General features: G+C 68.1%; 14 protein-coding genes. 3 read left to right on the top strand and 11 right to left on the bottom strand.

Annotated features, from left to right (window positions below):
* The first annotated feature begins 18 nt into the window (after positions 1-18).
* Together recR and KVP70_RS27400 are read left to right on the top strand one after the other, a co-directional pair.
* On the top strand, positions 19-609 hold the full coding sequence (gene recR / locus KVP70_RS27405; RefSeq protein WP_217945581.1) for a recombination mediator RecR: 591 nt from the start codon (positions 19-21) through the stop codon (positions 607-609).
* Positions 606-1,910: a CaiB/BaiF CoA transferase family protein gene (locus KVP70_RS27400; RefSeq protein ID WP_416053860.1), complete on the top strand. Its 1,305-nt coding sequence runs from the start codon at positions 606-608 to the stop codon at positions 1,908-1,910. The genes recR and KVP70_RS27400 overlap by 4 nt, the downstream gene beginning before the upstream one ends.
* On the opposite strand, the gene KVP70_RS27395 is transcribed toward KVP70_RS27400, so the two are convergent.
* From KVP70_RS27395 to KVP70_RS27370, 6 genes are all read right to left on the bottom strand, one after another.
* Entirely contained in the window at positions 1,907-2,578 is a 672-nt protein-coding gene (locus KVP70_RS27395; protein ID WP_217945580.1) for an FkbM family methyltransferase, read from the bottom strand. The two genes, KVP70_RS27400 and KVP70_RS27395, sit on opposite strands and share 4 nt — an antisense overlap.
* On the bottom strand, positions 2,575-3,591 hold the full coding sequence (locus KVP70_RS27390) for a phytanoyl-CoA dioxygenase family protein (protein WP_217945579.1): 1,017 nt from the start codon (positions 3,589-3,591) through the stop codon (positions 2,575-2,577). The genes KVP70_RS27395 and KVP70_RS27390 overlap by 4 nt, the downstream gene beginning before the upstream one ends.
* Before the next feature lie 11 nt (positions 3,592-3,602).
* The gene (locus KVP70_RS27385) at positions 3,603-4,679 is read right to left on the bottom strand and encodes a radical SAM protein (protein ID WP_217945578.1); all 1,077 of its coding nucleotides are present in this window, start codon (positions 4,677-4,679) and stop codon (positions 3,603-3,605) included.
* The gene (locus tag KVP70_RS27380) at positions 4,666-5,616 is read right to left on the bottom strand and encodes a hypothetical protein (protein WP_217945577.1); all 951 of its coding nucleotides are present in this window, start codon (positions 5,614-5,616) and stop codon (positions 4,666-4,668) included. Before KVP70_RS27380 ends, KVP70_RS27385 begins: the two co-directional genes overlap by 14 nt.
* A gap of 69 nt (positions 5,617-5,685) precedes the next feature.
* On the bottom strand, positions 5,686-7,875 hold the full coding sequence (locus KVP70_RS27375; protein ID WP_217945576.1) for a putative bifunctional diguanylate cyclase/phosphodiesterase: 2,190 nt from the start codon (positions 7,873-7,875) through the stop codon (positions 5,686-5,688).
* A 1-nt stretch (position 7,876) separates the two neighbouring features.
* Complete coding sequence (locus tag KVP70_RS27370) at positions 7,877-10,717, bottom strand: hybrid sensor histidine kinase/response regulator (RefSeq protein WP_217945575.1); 2,841 nt, start codon at positions 10,715-10,717, stop codon at positions 7,877-7,879.
* 174 nt (positions 10,718-10,891) lie between these two features.
* Between KVP70_RS27370 and KVP70_RS27365 the strand changes: the two genes are divergently transcribed.
* Complete coding sequence (locus KVP70_RS27365; RefSeq protein ID WP_217945574.1) at positions 10,892-12,103, top strand: glycosyltransferase; 1,212 nt, start codon at positions 10,892-10,894, stop codon at positions 12,101-12,103.
* Between the two features lie 38 nt (positions 12,104-12,141).
* Here the strand turns inward: KVP70_RS27365 and KVP70_RS27360 are convergent, their stop codons facing one another.
* The 5 genes from KVP70_RS27360 to KVP70_RS27340 form a co-directional block, all read right to left on the bottom strand.
* Positions 12,142-13,062 (bottom strand): PEP-CTERM sorting domain-containing protein, encoded by a 921-nt coding sequence (locus KVP70_RS27360; protein ID WP_217945573.1) that lies wholly within the window; start codon positions 13,060-13,062, stop codon positions 12,142-12,144.
* Positions 13,063-13,209: 147 nt separating this feature from the next.
* A complete protein-coding gene (locus tag KVP70_RS27355; protein ID WP_217945572.1) occupies positions 13,210-14,310 on the bottom strand; it encodes a nitroreductase family protein in 1,101 nt (366 codons plus the stop codon).
* A complete protein-coding gene (locus KVP70_RS27350; protein ID WP_217945571.1) occupies positions 14,307-15,173 on the bottom strand; it encodes a ThiF family adenylyltransferase in 867 nt (288 codons plus the stop codon). Before KVP70_RS27350 ends, KVP70_RS27355 begins: the two co-directional genes overlap by 4 nt.
* Before the next feature lie 113 nt (positions 15,174-15,286).
* Complete coding sequence (locus tag KVP70_RS27345; RefSeq protein WP_217945570.1) at positions 15,287-15,487, bottom strand: YbdD/YjiX family protein; 201 nt, start codon at positions 15,485-15,487, stop codon at positions 15,287-15,289.
* A complete protein-coding gene (locus tag KVP70_RS27340) occupies positions 15,487-17,571 on the bottom strand; it encodes a carbon starvation CstA family protein (RefSeq protein WP_217945569.1) in 2,085 nt (694 codons plus the stop codon). Before KVP70_RS27340 ends, KVP70_RS27345 begins: the two co-directional genes overlap by 1 nt.
* Between the last annotated feature and the right edge of the window lie 37 nt (positions 17,572-17,608).

Here is a 17,608-nt window from a genome sequence, read left to right as displayed (position 1 = left end):
GGGCTGCCGCACAGCTCCATGTCCAAATCGCTGGAATTTCTGACGGAGGCGTTGCGCCGTCTGCCCGGTGTCGGCCCCAAGTCGGCGCAACGGATGGCGTTTCACTTGCTCCAGCATGACCGTGAAGGCGCGGACATGCTGTCGCGCGCGCTGCACCAGGCGGTGAGCGCCGTGCATCACTGCGCGCTGTGCAATACCTTCACCGAGGAAGATGTCTGCGACACCTGCAACGACGAGCAGCGCGACCGCCGCCTGCTGTGCGTGGTGGAGACGCCGGCCGACCAGCTGATGATCGAGCAGACGCTGACCTACAAGGGCCTGTACTTCGTGCTGATGGGGCGCTTGTCGCCGCTGGACGGCATCGGGCCCAAGGACATCCACCTGGAAAAACTGGTGGCGCGCGCGGTCGACGGCCTGGTCATGGAAGTGGTGCTGGCCACGAATTTCACCAACGAAGGCGAAGCTACCGCGCACTACATCAGCGAGATGCTGAAGGCGCGCGGCCTGCGCGTGAGCCGGCTGGCGCGCGGCGTGCCGGTCGGTGGCGAGCTGGAGTACGTGGACGCGGGCACCATCGCCCGCGCCATGCTGGACCGAAGGGCGACATGACCGATAAGAATACCGCTGGCCCCGTTAGCCCTGTAGGGCGGGAGTCTTCCCTGGCAGGGGAAGACCGCACGCAGGCAGGCGGCTTGCCGCCTGAAACCCCTGCTTTGCCATTGGCCGGGATAAAAGTACTGGAACTGGGCACGCTGATCGCGGGCCCTTTTTGTGCGCGCATGCTGGGCGAGTTCGGCGCCGAGGTCATCAAGATCGAGTCGCCCGACGGCGGCGATCCGATCCGCAAATGGCGGGTGCTGAAGGATGGCACCTCGCTGTGGTGGTCGGTGCAGTCGCGCAACAAGAAATCGCTGACCCTGAACCTGAAGGACGCACGCGGCCGCGCCATCGCGCGCCAACTGGCGCTGGAGGCGGACATCATCATCGAGAACTACCGCCCCGGTGTGTTGGAGAAGTGGGATATCGGCTACGAGCAACTGAAGGCCGTCAATCCCGCCACCATCATGGTGCGCCTGTCGGGCTTTGGCCAGACCGGGCCGATGAAGGACCTGCCGGGCTTCGGCGCCATCGGCGAATCGATGGGCGGGCTGCGCTATGTGTCCGGCCACGCGGACCGGCCGCCGGTGCGGGTCGGCGTGTCGATCGGCGATTCGGTGGCGGCGCTGCACGGCGTGATCGGCGCGATGATGGCGCTGCGCCACCGCGACGCCACCGGCGGCAAGCTCAAGGGCCAAGGCCAGATGGTCGACGTGGCCTTGTACGAATCCGTGTTCAACCTGATGGAATCGCTGGTGCCGGAGTTCGACCACGCGGGCGTGGTGCGCGAGCGCACCGGCGGCGCGCTGCCGGGCATCGTGCCGTCGAACACCTACACCACCAGGGACGGCGAGAACATCGTCATCGCCGGCAATGGCGACGCGATCTTCAAGCGCCTGATGCTGGCCATGGGCCGCATCGACATGGCCGGCGATCCCCAGCTGGAGCGCAACGACGGCCGCGTGCCGCGCACGCAGGAGATCGACGACGCGATCCAGGCCTGGTGCGACTCCCAGGACATCGACAGCGCGCTGGCCGTGCTGAAGGCGGCCGATGTGCCGGCCGGGAAAATCTACTCGGTGCGCGACATGATGGTCGATCCGCAGTTCATCGCCCGCGAGATGTTCGAGCAGCACCACTTCGCCGACGGCACGCCGGTCAAGCTGCCGGCGATCTCGCCCAAGCTGTCGGCCACGCCGGGCCACACCAAGTGGATAGGCCCGTCGCTGGGGCAGCACAACGACGAGGTCTTGCAGTCGCTGGGCTACAGCGTCGAGGACATCGCCGCCATGAAGCGGGACGGCGTGCTCTAACGCCGGTGCCGCGCCGAACTGCGCCAGGCGGCATATGGCTCGCTTTGTGGAACGTGCGCATCGGGCCCGAGATAGCAGTCGTCGATGCCGAAGTCGTGGATGTGGCGGAAGCTGCGCGCTTCCAGGAATTGCCTGATGTCTTTTCGCACCGGCTGGCGGTTGTGCTCCACCGTGAGCACGCGCAGCCGGTAGTCGTCGAACGGAAAACTCTTCAGTATCGCCAGCTCCGAACCTTCGGTGTCCAGGCTCCAGTAATCGATCACCGGCGGGGCGCTGCATTCGTACAGCACCGAGGCGATGGTGCGCGTGCGCTTGCGCACGGCTGCCAGGTCGGGCCCGAACACATGCTGCGTGTAGCGCAACATGGCCGGCGTATATTCCTGCAAGATTCCGCCCAGCATGTTCGCCCCTTCCAGGAATTCGACTTCGCCTTCGCGGTCGTAGAGACAGCCGTGTATGCATAGACATTGACGGTTTCTTTGCAGCGCCTGGAAGTAACGGTCGTTGGGTTCGATGCAGATGCCGCGCCAGCCATAGGCCGATTCCAGCAGCAGCGTGTTGCTGGAGCGGACGCCGTCGGCGGCGCCGGAGTCGAGGAAGTAGCCGTCGCGCTTGCCGTTCAGTACCGCCAGCACGAAGTGATCCTGTCCCAGTTGCGAGCTCATCATGGCCTCCTGTCCGAGCGGTGCAGTGCGGCGGAACGCCAGTCGGCATAAGGCGTACTTTCATTTTCCCGTGTCGTTGGCGGCGGCCGGCGGAAGTCGTCCTCGTGGCGGTGGCCGTACAGCATGGTGACGTTGATGCGGCGGCTTTCGTAGTCGTCGCGGAAGGTGCAGGCGGCGGTGCCGTGGAACAGGTCCGAGTTGAAGATGACGGCGCGGTTCTGCCGGTAGGGCACGTAGCGCGCCCGCGCGCCGACCTCGGCCAGGTAGCGTCGTATCAGGTCCGGCCGCCGGTTGTAGCTGATGAAGTCCCAGTCCGGCGGCGCTTCGACGTCGTAGATGTGCATGCCGCCGCTGGCCGGATCGAGATTGGCGTCGTCCGGCGTGATCCAGAAATTGACGTTGATGGCGGCGAAGTCGGCATGTACGTCGTCGCCCGGCATATGGGGCGGATATTTGTAGGCCCACAGCTGCGTCAGCGGATGGCGCTCGCCGATCAGGCGGGGCAGGGTGCGGCGCAGTTCGTGCGCCAGCTGGACCAGTAGCGGGCAGTTGAAGCCGTCCCGCTGCAAGGCCCCCAGGCGGCCGTGCGAGTAGCGCAGCGAGTTCCAGACGGTCGACTCCAGGCAGAAGCGGCGCAGGCTGTCCAGCGCTGCGGGCGCCAGGAAGTCGTCGATGACGACGATGCCGGGCGGCTTGCTGCGATAGGCCAGTTCGACATCGGCGCCTTGCCAGCTGCCCGACCAGGTTTGCTGCACGGCCGGCGTGGCGCGCCGGTGGATGATGCGGTTGTAGATGTCGCCTATGCCGGCAAGCTGGTCCGCTGTCGGGCGCTCGCGCTTGTCGATATGGTTGGCCGCCATGTGGTCGGCCAGCTGGCGGTAGCGCTGCACGATGGGGCTGTACTCGGCGCCCAGCACGCCCAGCCGCTGCAGGTAGCTGAACTGCTCGGCGTCGTGGCGCAGCTTGGCGACCGTGAGCGGAGGCTGCGGTGGCGCGGCCGGGTTCATCAAGGTCATGGCGGCGGCCCTCAGGCGGCTTCGGCGTTCAGTCTGCCCAGCGAGTCGGGGATGTGCACATCGTCCAGCCAAGCCGCCTGCAGCACTTCGGCGATCATTTCCTGCCAATGCTCCTCGATCACCTTGCGCACGGCGTCGTCGTGGTACAGGCGCTGGCACATCTGGCATTGGTGGGCGTACAGGCCCTCCCATTTGATGTCGGGGTTGTGCGTGGCGGCCCAGGCGACCACCTTGGCCGGGCCCTGGTGGTGTATCCACAGCTTGAGGAAGTCTTCCTCGGATTCGACGATGGCGCGCCGCAGGAAGCCCGGCTGGCCGGTGTCGGCGACGTTCAGTTCGGGGATGACGCGCAGGCCCAGGCCGCAGCAGGAGCCGACGCGGCCGTCCGCCTGCAAGGTATAGGTCTTGAGCACGCTGGAGCAGCCGCCGCGTATCGCCGCCGCCTGCACGTCGCAGGCCACGCCGTCGGGATAGCGGTAAATGGTTTCGTGGTGCAGCGGCATCCAGGGGCTGCTGAGCACGGTCAGAGCGGCGAATTGATCGGGCTGCAGGGCGGCGACCAGCGGGTGCTCCGTCAGCATTTTCGGCGTGATGTGGCGGTCCTGCTTCAGCTCCATCATCACGTGGGTGCGGAAGCGGCGCTCGCAGGCGGCCACGGTGGCCAGGACCACGCGCTCCAGCGGCACGAAGCGCACATGCTCGTCGCCGGTGCTGTAGTTGATTTCCGACAGGCCGGCATCGATCAGCGCGGCGATTTTTTCGCGCGCGGTCTCCAGGCTGGTGGCCCAGTGGGCGTTGGTGACCAGGCGCACCGGCAGCCCGTGGTCGGCGGCGTGGCGTATGCCTTGCAGCAGGGTTTTCCATTCCAGCGTGGCCTCGCCGCCGGTGAAGACCACATTGCTGAACCGGAGTTGCCTGGCTTCGTCGATGGCGGCCAGGATGGGCGCCAGCGCCAGCCGGTTGCGCTCGCGCGGGCTGGAGAGGGTGCCGCAATCCGCGCACTCGGCCGGGCAGGTGAAGGTCGGCATGATGGACAGCGTGTGCGCGCGCCGGCGCAGCAGCGGCGCTTCCGAATCAGCGGGCGACATTGAATTGCTCCTCGGAGATGGCGAGTACGCCGCGCGACTCCAGGATCTGGGCGTACTGCACCAGCGCCTCGATCGTGACGCGCACGTACTCCTGGCCGCGATAGGGATCGTATCCGGTGCCGCTGGCGCCACTTTCGGTGCCGGTATCGGTGCCGGTGCCGGTGTCGGTCCCCGTGCCGGTATCTGTGCCCGTGTCGGTGCCGGTATCGGTCCCCGTCCCCGTCCCCGTATCGGTTCCCGTGTTGGTTCCGGTGTCCGTACCGGTACCGGTATCGGTGCTGGTGCTGGTGCTGGTGCTGGTGCCTGTGCCTGTGCCAGGCTGGGGGCCGGGGTCCGGGCCCACCTCGGTGCCTTCGTCGGTGCCCGGCCCGGTGCCGATGGTGGCCGAACTGTGTTCAAAGTTCTGCGTGCTGTTCGAGTCGTTGCTGGTGCGGTGGTCGGTCGGCACCAGGAAGCCGCTGGCGAAGATGGGGCTGCTGGTGAACAGCATCGCCTGCTCCACGCCGCCCAGGGCGAACGGCGATTCCCTTTCGATGCCGCCGCGGACCAGCGCCAACACGATATGGTAGTCGCCATGCTGGATGACGGCGTTGCCGAACGCGGTCATGAACTCGGTGCGGCTGGGCGTGGTGTGCTGGTGATCGGCCGCGTAGTCGCGCAGCCAGCGCCGCATGTGGCGGTTGGCCAGGATCGCATACACCAGCTGGTTGCTGACCGAGGCGCGCTGCTCCGGCAGCTTTTCGCCGATGGCAAAGTCCGCCAGCACCTGGGCCGGGTCGGTGATGAACTGTTCGCGCAGCAGGTAGTCGCGCGACATGGCCTTGAACAGCGCGTCGACCCGCCTGGAGACGGCGGCCGCGCGCAGCACCAGGGGTTGCCGCTGGTGATGCCGCTCCGGTGTGAACACCAGGCGGAAGGAATGTTCTTGCTGGTCCATGTGACCTCCTTGGCTCGGACAACTGCCTGACCATCTTAGGCAGCTGAGCCGACCGGGAGGCGAGGGGCGTCAAAGCTGGGCGCGGAACTTTATCGCGTGACCATCGTCGCTGGGCGCCAGACCGTTGATCGTGAACTGGTTGCCGAGCATGAGGTCGATCGATTCGGGCGGCGACGGATGGCCGAGGTAGTAGCCCTGCGCCAGGTCGCAGCCGAATTGTTCCAGCAGCAGCAGCTGGGCGCCGGTCTCCACGCCCTCGGCCACCACCGCCATCTTCAGGCCGTGCGCCATGGCGATGATGGCGCGCGTGATGGCGGCGTTCTCGGAATCCTGCGGCAGGCCGCTGATGAAGCTCTTGTCGATCTTCAGCGCGCGCACGTCGAAGCGCTTGAGGTAGTTCATCGACGAGTAGCCGGTGCCGAAGTCGTCGATCGACAGGTAGACGCCGATGCCGCGCAACTGCTCCAGCGTGACCATGGTGGCGCGGGCGTCGTCCATCAGCGTGCCTTCGGTCAGCTCGAGCTCCAGCAGCTCGGCCGGCAGGCCGGTGTCGTGCAGCGTGGAGAGCACGATCTGGGTCAGGTTCTCATCCTTGAACTGCTTGGCCGACAGGTTGACCGCCACCCGCACCGGCTGCTTGCCGGCGGCCTGCCACGCCATCGCCTGGCGGCAGGCGGTGCGCAGCACCCATTCGCCGATCGGCACGATCAGGCCGGTCTCCTCGGCCAGCGGGATGAACTCGGTCGGCGAGATGATGCCGCGTTCCGGGTGGCGCCAGCGCACCAGCGCTTCGACGCCGACCACCTGGGCGCTGGAGACGTCGATCTGCGGCTGGTACAGCAGATACAGCTCGTTGTTTTGCAGCGCCTTGCGCAGGCCCACTTCCAGCTTGACGTGGCTCATGATCTGCATCGTCAGCGACGAGCTGTACAGCTTGGCGTTGTTCTTGCCGCAGTTCTTGGCGTGGTACATCGCGGTGTCGGCGTATTTGAGCAGCGAGTTGCAGTCCTCGCCGTCCTCCGGGTACAGCGAAATGCCGATGCTGGCGGTGACGAAGATTTCATTGGTGTCGAGCAGGAAGGGCCGGCGCATGGCTTCCTTGACGCGGTGGGCCACGTTGAGGGCGTTCTCCACCCGCTCCAGGTCGGGGATCAGGATGGTGAACTCGTCGCCGCCCAGGCGCGCCAGGTTGTTGCCGCCCACTTCGGTGCGCGACACCAGGTCGCTGGGCCGGGTGGTTTCGCGCAGGCGCTCGGAGACGGCCTTGAGCAGGTGGTCGCCGACGTCGTGGCCCAGCGTGTCGTTGATGCGCTTGAAGGCGTCCAGGTCCATGAACAGCACGGCGAACTTCTTGTTGCCCTTGCGCGAGCGCACCAGCTCGGCCTCCAGCGTTTCCAGGAAGGCCTGGCGGTTGGGGATGCCGGTCAGGCTGTCGCAGTAGGCCAGGCGGCGGATCTGTTCCTCGGTGCGCTTGCGTTCGCTAATGTCGCGCACCAGCCCCAGCACTTCGTCGGGGCCGGTGGCCACCAGCCGCGCCTCGAAATGCCGCACCGGCGCCGCCACCGCGTGTTCGCCCTGGCGCGCGCGCGCGGCGCCGGCGACCGGCAGTTGGTAGTCGAGCGAGCGGATGTGCTGGGTGTCGAGCACGGTCTGCACCTGCTCCAGCATGTGGCGGGCGATGTCGTCCGGCAGCACCTGGTTCAGGTGGCGGCCGACGCACTGGTCGCTGTCGAACACGCCGCTGGCCTCGTGGCCCTGCTCGTAGTCGAGGTAGTAGCCGTCCTTGTTCATGCGGAAGAAGGTGTCCGGGATCGCCGCCAGCACCGCGCGGTGGTGGGCGTCGGCGATGCGCAGGCGGGTGATGGCGTCGCTGGCGCGCAGCACGTACAGCACCCGGTGGCCGAGGATGGGCCAGTTGATCGGCTTGGAGACGAAATCGGTGGCGCCGGCCTCGTAGGCCTGGGTCACCGATTCGAGCTCGTCGCCGCCGGTGACCATGATGATGGGCACGGTGGTCTGGGTTTCCAGGCGGCGGATCTCGCGGCACACGGCGAAGCCGTCCATGCCCGGCATGTCGACGTCGAGCAGCAGCAGGTCCGGCGTCATGCGCTGGAACAGGGCCACGGCCTGCACGCCGTCTTCGGCCTCGACCGCGTCCAGGCCGACCTGGCCCAGCATTTCCAGCATCAGCAGGCGCATCACCGGATCGTCGTCGGCGACCAGCACCAGGCCGCGCTTGGGGGAGGTTGGGCTTGCCATGTCATGTTTCCTTTTCCAGGATGGCTCCCAATGCCTGCCGCACGGCCTGGAAAGAGCGTTCCATATCGGCCAGCAGGACAGCGGCGCCGGCGGTGGTGTCGTTGCGTCCCAGCAGCTCGAGCTCCTTGCAGCGCTGCGCCAGCGCGTCGGCGCCGACGTTGGCGCTGCTGGACTTGAGGCTGTGGGCGGCCTTGCGCATCTGGCTGATGTTGCCGGCGCCGATGGCCTGGCTCAGCGTGTGCAAGTGCTTGGGGGTGTCGTCGAGATAGGCGTGCAGCACGCGCTCGAGCAGGGCGTCGCCGTGGGTGGCGCTCAGGGCGCGGATGTTTTCCAGCGCCTGGCGGTTGATCTGGCCGGTGGACGCGGGGGCGGCCGGGCGCGGCTCGGGTGCGTCCGGCGCGGCCGGCTTGCGCGGCAGGCTGATCCAACGGGAAATGGTCTGCCCCAGCGCCTGCTGCGTGAAGGGCTTGCTCAGGTAGTCGTCCATGCCGGCCGCCAGGCAGGATTCGCGGTCGCCCTGCAGGGCGTTGGCGGTGATGGCGACGATCGGCATGCTGCGGCCGCGTCCGCGCTGCTGTTCGCGGCGGCGGATTTCCGTGGTCGCGGCGAAGCCGTCCATGACGGGCATCTGGCAATCCATCAGGATCAGGTCGAACTCGGTGGCCTGCACCGCCTGCAGCGCTTCCTCGCCGTTGCAGGCGCGGCTCACGTCCAGCCCCAGCCCTTCGAGCATGGCGCTGGCCACTTCGACGTTGACCGGGTTGTCTTCCGCCAGCAACACCTTGCGCCGCCTGCGCGCGCGCGGGGCCGGCGTCGGGCCGGGGCTGAAGGCGGCCAGCGGCGGGGCCACCGGGGCGGCGGCCGGCGGCGCCTCGACCGGCGCCGCCTCGGCCGGGCGCGCCGGCGCGCCGCGGCCGGGCGCCAGCAGGCAATCGAACAGGTCGCAGGCGCGCGGCGGCTTGATCAGCTGGAAGGCGACGCCGGCTTCGCGCCGCTGGACGCCGTCGGCGGCGTTGCGCTCGGTGCTCAGCAGCAATAACCGGGTGGCGGCCAGCGCCGGCTCGGCGCGGATCGCGGCGGCCAGCGCCAGGCCGCTGGTGCGCGGCAACTCCATGTCCAGCAGCGCGACGTCGTAGGGCCGGCCGGCGGCGGCCGCCTCGCGCAGTTGCGGCAGGGCGTCGGTGGCGGTGGCGCCGGCGCTGGCGATGCGCCAGCCGCGCAGCAGCGTTGCCAGCTCGTCCCGGCTGGTGGGATTCTCATCGACAATCAAGGCGCGGCATTCCTGGGTGGCGTGGAAAGAAGGATCGTCGACATCGACGCGACGTTTGTCAAAATTTACGGCAAACCAAAAGATCGATCCTTGCGTTAGCGCATGGTCGACTCCTATCGTGCCACCCATCAGCTCCACTAGTTGTTTTGAGATCGCCAGGCCGAGGCCGGTGCCGCCGTGCTTGCGGGTGGTCGAGCCGTCCGCCTGCGAAAACGAATCGAAGATGCGCGCCCGCGCCTCGCTGGAGACGCCGACGCCGGTGTCGTGCACCTCGAAGCGCAGGCCGACGGTTTGCGCGTCCTCGTGCACCACGGCGACCTTGACGGTGATCTTGCCGCTCTCGGTGAACTTGATCGCGTTGCCCAGCAGATTGAAGATGACCTGGCGCAGCCGGTTGGGGTCGCCGCAGATGGCGATCGGGATATCGTAGGCGATCGCCAGCTCCAGCCGGATGCCCTTGGCCTGCGCCTGCGGCGAGAAGACGTTGTCTATGTCGTCGAGCAATTCGCGGAAATTAAAATGGATGTATTCGACCGTCAGCTTGCCGGCCTCGATCTTGGAGAAATCCAGGATGTCGTTGATGATGACCAGCAAGTGTTCGCCGGAGCGCTTGACCATGCTGGTGTAGTGGCGCTGCTGCTCGCTCAGGCGGGTGGCCAGCAGCAGCTCGGTCATGCCCAGCACGCCGTTCATCGGCGTGCGGATCTCGTGGCTCATGGTGGCGAGGAAGGCGCTCTTGGCCTGGCTGGCGGCCTCGGCGGCGTTCTTGGCCTTCTCCAGCTGCTCGGTGCGCACGCCGACCTGGCGTTCGAGCTGGTCGCGGTATTGCTCCAGCGCGGCGTCGCGCGCCTCGACCTGGGCCAGCATGTCGTTGAAGCTGTCGGTCAGCGCGCCCAGCTCGTCGCTGCGCTGGTGGACGATGCGCGGCGTGGCCAAGCCGCGGCTGACCTGCTGGGCCGCGGCGATCAGCTTGCCGACCGGCTCGGCGATGCTGCCCTTGAAGCGGGCCGCCGTCAGCAGCGCCATCATGAACGACAGCATGGCGGCCACGGCGGCCGCGGCCAGGTGCTTGAACAGGTCCAGCCACATGCGGGTCTGCGCGCATTCGATCATCACGGTGCCGATGAACTCGTCCTTGACGTGCACCGGCCGGTACAGGCGCAAGGCCGGCGCCCACAGCGGGCCGCTGTGGAAGGTGCGGACTGTGTCGCCGCTGTCTTCGATCGCCAATTGTTCCGGCGCATCCTGTTCGGCGGGCAGGGCGGCCGACTTGTAGCGCGCCAGCAACTGGCCGGTGCTGTCGTACAGGATGGCCTGCTGGATCTGGTCTTCGACCGCCAGCGTGGTCAGCGTCTGCTGGGCGCGCCGGGTGTCGGCCGACAGCAGCGCCGCCACGCTGTTGTTGCCGATCACGCCGGCCAGCGAGGACAGCTGCCGGCGCTCGTCGTCGGTGCGGCTCAGCACGGATGTCGCGGCAAACGCGAAGAACACCAGCATCAGGGCGCTGCCGGTGGACAGCACGGAAATGATGGTCAGTTTCTGGCTCAGACCCGAACGTTCGAAATTGAACATTGCTGTAGGCGGTGGCAAACGGTGGGCGCCGAAATCGTCGGCGCGACAGGCTGATCGGTAAGTGCCAGATGGAAAAATATAGCGTCCGCAACCATGCAGCCTTGATCTGCATCTAATCCCCGCACGTTTGAGCATTCTCAAAGGCCGCGGCGAAGTGCGTCGCAAGCTGCAAGGATGGAACGCAAAAAAATCCTGTTCGTGGCCGAGGCCGTCACGCTGGCCCACGTCGGCCGGCCGCTGGCGCTGGCGCGGACGCTGGCGCCGCAACAATACGAGGTACACTTTGCCTGCGCGCCCGGCTACGAGGCTTTTTTCCAGGGCAGCAGGCTGAGCAGTTGGACCATAGCCAGCATCGCCAGCGCGCGCTTCCTGGCGGCCCTGGCCGCGGGCAAGCCGGTGTACGACAGCGCCACCCTGCAGCAGTATGTGCGGGACGACCTGCGCCTGCTGCAGGCGGTGCGGCCGGATGTGGTGGTGGGCGACTTCCGGCTGTCGCTGTCGGTCAGCGCGCGCGTGGCGCAAGTGCCGTATGTCGGCCTGATCAACGCCTACTGGAGTCCCTATGTGCCGCAGCGCTACACGGTGCCGGCCATCGCGCTGGCGCGGGTGCTGCCGATCGCGCTGGCGGATCGGCTGTTCCGCCTGGTGCGGCCGCTGGCGTTCGCGCTGCACAGCCGGCCGCTGAACCGGGTGCGGCGCAGCTACCGCCTGCCGTCGCTGGGCTATGACTTGCGCAGCGTGTATGCCGACGCCGACTATGTGCTGTATCCGGACATTCCGGAGATGTTCCCGGCGGTGGATCTGCCGCCCCATCATTCCTATCTGGGGCCGGTGACCTGGTCGCCGCCGACGCCGCCGCCCGGCTGGTGGGATGCCTTGCCGGCCGACAAGCCACTGATCTACGTCACGCTGGGCAGCTCGGGGCAGGGCGCGCTGCTGCCGCGGATACTGCAGGCGCTGGCGGCGCTGCCGGTGCGGGTGATCGCCGCCACCGCCGGCCAGGCCGATCCCGGCGCGCCGCCGGACAACGCCCATGTGGCCGACTACCTGCCGGGCGAGGAGGCCGCGCGGCGGGCGCAGCTGGTGATCTGCAACGGCGGCAGTCCGACCAGCCAGCAGGCGCTGGCGGCCGGCGTGCCGGTGCTGGGCATCGCGGGCAACCTGGACCAGTATCTGAACATGCGGGCGGTGGCGGCGATGGGCGCCGGCGCCCTGCTGCGCTCGGACCGGCTGGACCAGGACACGCTGCGGCGCACCGTGCTGGACTTGCTGGAGCGCCCGGCGGCGCGGGCTGCGGCGGGCCAGCTGGCGTCGCTGTTTCAGCGCTACGATGTGGCGACCCGCTTCGACGCGGCGCTGCGGCGCGCGGCCGGCGGCCGCGGCTGACGACGCCGGGCCCGCCGGCCGGACGGGCCCGGCCAGGCTTACAACGGCGGGCGGCGGCGCGCCAGCACCACGCCGGCCAGGCCGATGCCGAGCAGGGCCAGCGTGGCCGGTTCCGGCACGGCCGCCAGCGCGAACGAGCCCGAACCGTCGAACTTCATCAGCGGCACGCCGGCGGGCGGGGTGCCGTCCCACATGGCGGCCGGCGCGTACAGCGAGGGCATGGTGGCGGCGCCGGTGACATTGTTCTGGAACACGGCGCCGCTGGCGAGGTCGAGATAGCGGGCATCCACGAAGTCGATCCGGTAGCGCATGTCGAACGCGCCGGTGGACAGGTCGCCGGCGGTGGCGACGTTGGCTTCGAGGGCGACCAGGCGGCCGGACATGACCAGCACGCCGTCACCGTCCGGGTCGCCGACGCCGCAGCCGTCCGAGGTCTGGCCGGCGCCGTAGCAACGCACGGTGCCGTCGCCGTCGCCGGCCACCGCCCTGCTGGCCGTGCCCGACGTGAAGCGGTCGAGGTAGAAGGCGATGTTTTGCACGCCGGCGTGCAGCAGATCGACATCGATCGCGCTGGCCTGGCTGTCTGGCAGCCTGAAGTGGGCGGAAGTGGCGGTCTGGCTGTCCACCAATTCCTGGAAGCGCACCACGGCGCTCAGTTCGAAGCCGGTGTTCAGGCCGCCCGGGGTGACGATGGCGGCGTTTTGCGACATGGTGCCGATCACCATCTGCGAGCGCACCACGCTGGGGGACGGCAGCAGTCCGGGGGCGGCGGGGGCGCCGGGCGTGAAATTGGTGGCCATCGCGGTATTGGTGACGTTGGTCCACAGGTCGGCATAGGTGGAGTAGGCGTGCTGGCCGGTCGGGTCCAGCCCGACCATCGGTCCGGCGTGGGCGGGCGGCGCGCCCGCCAGCGCGGTGGTGAGCATGGCGGCGGCGATGGCCGGTTTGACGTTGTTCATATTGGCTCCCTGTCTGGATCGCGACCCCGGAATCGGTGTCGACCTAGCAGGCTGAGCAAAAGCCTTGCCAGTGGCGGCGGGGCCTGTCAAATCAACGGCTTGAGCTCGTTTAGCGGCGGCGCCGGCGCGTCGTTGTAAAGAAGCCCGTCAAGGCTTGCCGGCCGGGCCGACCAGCAACGCGCGCAGCGGCTTGCGCAGCGAGCGCGCCGCCGCCGCCGGGCCGGCGCCGATGCGGCCCATGAACACCGCCGTCTCCCACGCCGCCTGGCCGACCAGCGCCGCGCCCTCGCGCGCCAGCGCCTCCGCGCGCTCCTGCATGCCGGGCGTGCCGGAGAACACCCGGCCTTCGCGCACGTAGCGGGCGAAGATCAGCGGCGTCAGCTCCGGTTGCAGTTGCAGGCCCTGCGCGGTGGCGGTCAGCCAGAAGCGCTGCATGGCGCGGCCGGCCTGCAGGTAGTCGTCGACCCGCTGTGCGCGGCGCGGCGCGGTCAGCACGAAATGGGCGGCGCAGGCCAGGCCGGGGATCAAGTCCATTTGCAGGCGCGGCGCCAGCGTGCCGGCCAGCCAGGTGTTGAAGAACTCCACCCGCTGCCAGCGCTGCATGATCCAGCGCATCAGTTTGGCGGTGGCGGCGTCCACCCCCAGCGCCTGGTCGGGGATGCGGTCCTCGCTGTAGCGGGCGTTCCATTCGATGACCGACTTGTGCACCTGCCAGGCTTCCGGCATCGTCAGCCGCAGCTTGGCGTTGCGGAACATCAGCCGCGCCGCCGCCGCGCGCTGGCCGCCCTCCAGCCAGTGCACGCCGTAGCCGTCCGGCAGCGTGGCCAGCAGCGCCGAGCGTTCGGCCGGCGTCAGCGGGCGCCGGCTCAGCGCGCGCCGCTGCACGCTGCGCGGCAGGATGGCGTCGGCCAGCGGATCGGGCTCCAGGTCCGGCGCGGGAACGAACTCGACGCTGAGGGTGGGGCGGCTCTCCGGCGCCTCGACGTGGCGCGTGACCCGCAACTCCAGCTGGTAGCTGCTGGCGGCGATGGCCATGGTTTCGAGCAGCGCGCCGATCGAGAGCTGGCTGGGATGGCCGTCGAGGTCGTAGACACAGTGGTCGCGCGTGTCGTGGCCGTGCACCACCAGGCGGCGGGCGTCGAGGATTTCAAAGCGCCACGGCTGGGTGTTGTCGCCGCTGGGGGCCCAGCGCGCCAGTTCCAGGATCTGCTCCAGCGTGGCGTCGAGGTGTTGTTCCATCTTGCTCATGATTGCGCTCCGCGCCGGCGTTTCACCAGCATCATGGTCAGCCGCTGGAGCGGGTGGCGGTGGCCGCCGGGGCGCCAGGTGCGGACCAGCTTGTTACGATAGGCGTCGAAATGATAACCGCGCGGCGCGGCCTCGACCGGGCCGCGGTTCAGCAGGATCTTCAGCGCCTCGGTGGCGGCCGCGCCGGCGCACAGCTCGCAGCCCATGATGGTCGACGGTCCGCGCTGCTCCTGCAGGTTGATGCTGGACGGATCGACCAGGTAGCGCGCGTGCAGGCCGGCCGGCGCCAGGCCGACCAGGAAGCGCAGCGCCTTTTCCTCGTCCGGCAGCGCGCCCCAGCCGAAGTACTGCTCGAACGTCATCTGGCCCGGCAGGAAGTTCAGCACCGCCGTGCCCATGCCCAGCGGCGCCGCCGTGATGGCCGGTATGCCCAGCCGCGCGCAGGCGGCGAAGGTGGCCTGGCGCGCGTCGAAGGCAAAGAAATCCAGGCCGTCCACGTACAAGTCGACGCCTTCGAAGAACTGGGCCAGGTTGCCGCTGTTGACGCCGTCGGGAAAGCGGACGATCTGCAGCCCGGGATTGATGTCGCGCGCCATCCCGGCCAGCACCTCGACCTTGGCTAGCCCCAGCGTGGACATGGTGGCGCCCACCTGCCGGTTGAAGTTGGCGATGTCGAAGGTGTCGAAGTCGGCGATGTGGAAGGCGCCCACGCCCAGCCGCGCCAGGGTCAGCAGGTGCACGCCGCCGACGCCGCCCAGGCCGGCGATGGCGATGCGCTTGCCGCGCAACACCGATTGCTCGGCCTGCGTGACCCAGCCGATGTTGCGGGCATACGCCTGTTGGTATGAAAAAGGTTGCGACATGTGTCTCCCGAGAATGGCCGACAACGCGGCTCAGCGGAGTTAGACATGTGGGCGACGCAAAAAGTTCCCGCAAAAAAAAGCCGATTCGCGCGGAACCGGCCTTTCTATTTCGACTAGCAGCAACCGCCGCGCTTGCCGGCGCCGCCGTAGCGGGCTTCCTGACGTTCGCGGAAGAATTCCTCGTACGTCATCATCGGCTCGTCGGGATGGCTGGCTTCCCGGTGCGAGACGTAGGTGTCGTATTCAGGCAGGCCCATCATCAGACGCATGCTTTGTCCGAGATAGCGGCCGGCCTTGGCGATCTCGCCCAGCATCACTGCACCTGGGGCGTCAGGACCATAGCGCTTTCCTGGGCGGTCGGCTGGGCCGAGGCGCGCGCCGCCAGCACCGTGCGGATGCCGAACGCCAGCACGCTGAGCACGACGATCATGAAGAAGCCGGCCAGCGACGCGTCCAGGTAGTCGTTGAAGATCACCTGCTGCATCTGCAGCACCGACTTGGCCGGCGCCAGCAGCTTGCCCTCGTCGAAGGCGGCCTGGTACTTGGCGGCGTGCGCCAGGAAGCCGATCTTCGGATTGGCGTCGAAGATCTTCTGGAAGCCCGCCGTCAGCGTGCACAGCAGCAGCCACACGGTCGGCAGCACGGTGACCCAGGCGAACCTGGCACGCTTCATCTTGAACAGCACGCAGGTGCCGAGGATCAGCGCGATCGCCGCCAGCATCTGGTTGGCGATGCCGAACAGCGGCCACAGGGTGTTGATGCCGCCCAGCGGATCGACCACGCCCTGGTACAGGAAGTAGCCCCAGGCCGCCACGCACAGGCCGGTCGCGGTCAGGTTGGCGAACACGTTCTCGGTCTGCTTCATGGCCGGCACGAAGGCGCCCAGCAAGTCCTGCAGCATGAAGCGGCCGGCGCGGGTGCCGGCGTCGACCGCCGTCAGGATGAACAGCGCCTCGAACAGGATGGCGAAGTGGTACCAGAAGGCCATCATCATCTTGCCGCCGATGACGCCCGACAGGATCTGGGCCATGCCCACCGCCAGCGTCGGCGCGCCGCCGGCGCGCGAGATGATCGAGTGCTCGCCGACATCCTTGGCGGTCTGGGTCAGCATTTCCGGCGTGATGTAGAAGCCCATCTGCGAGACCGCGTGCGCGGCGGACTCGGCCGTGGTGCCCAGCAGCGCGGCCGGGCTGTTCATGGCGAAGTAGACGCCCGGCTCGATGGTCGAGGCGGCCACCAGCGCCATGATGGCGACGAACGATTCCATCAGCATCGCGCCGTAGCCGATGAAGCGGGCGTGGGTTTCATTCTCGATCATCTTGGGCGTGGTGCCGGAGGCGATCAGGGCGTGGAAGCCGGACACGGCGCCGCAGGCGATGGTGATGAACAGGAAGGGGAACAGCGAGCCGGCCCAGACCGGACCGGTGCCGTCGATGAACTTGGTCATGGCCGGCATTTTCAGGTAGGGCGCGACCACCACGATGCCCAGCGCCAGGCCGACGATGGTGCCGATCTTGAGGAAGGTCGACAGGTAGTCGCGCGGCGCCAGCAGCAGCCACACCGGCAGCACCGAGGCGACGAAGCCGTAGCCGATCAGCATCCAGGTCAGCTCGGTGCCGGTGAAGGTGAACATCGGCGCCAGGGCCGGGTTTTCCTGCACGACTTGGCCGCCGAAGATGGCCGCCATCAGCAGCACGAAGCCGATGACCGACACTTCGCCGATGCGGCCGACGCGCACGTAGCGGGTGTAGACGCCCATGAGCAGCGCGATCGGGATGGTGGCCATGACGGTGAAGCTGCCCCACGGCGAGCCGGTCAGCGCCTTCACCACGATCAGCGCCAGCACCGCCAGGATGATGACCATGATCATGAAGGTGCCCAGCAGTGCGATCATGCCGGGGATCTGGCCCAGCTCCGATTTGATCAGGTCGCCCAGCGAACGGCCGTCGCGGCGCATCGAGATGAACAGCACGATGAAGTCCTGCACGGCGCCGGCAAACACCACGCCGGCCAGTATCCACAGCATGCCGGGCAGATAGCCCATCTGCGCGGCCAGCACCGGGCCGACCAGCGGACCGGCGCCGGCGATGGCGGCGAAGTGGTGGCCGAACAGCACGTACTTATTGGTCGGCACATGGTCGAGGCCGTCGTTCAGCTTGTTGGCCGGGGTCATGCGGCGGGCGTCCAGGCCCAGCACCTTGTCGGCGATGAACAGGCTGTAGAAGCGGTAGGCGATCAGGTAGACGCAGACGGCGGCGATGACGATCCAGATGGCGCTGACAGCTTCGCCGCGCTTGAGCGCGATGACGCCCAGCGCCGCGGCGCCGCACAGGGCGAGCGCGGCCCAGCCGAGCCGGCTGGCCAGCGTGGGTGGCGCGGTATGGTGTAGTGTTTTCATGCTTCCTCCAAGGTTTTGGGCGCTGCTTTAAGGCGGG

The organism is Duganella violaceipulchra (genome assembly GCF_019166075.1).
GTDB classification, from domain to species: domain Bacteria; phylum Pseudomonadota; class Gammaproteobacteria; order Burkholderiales; family Burkholderiaceae_D; genus Rugamonas; species Rugamonas violaceipulchra.
This window is presented reverse-complemented; position numbering and strand designations above follow the sequence as displayed.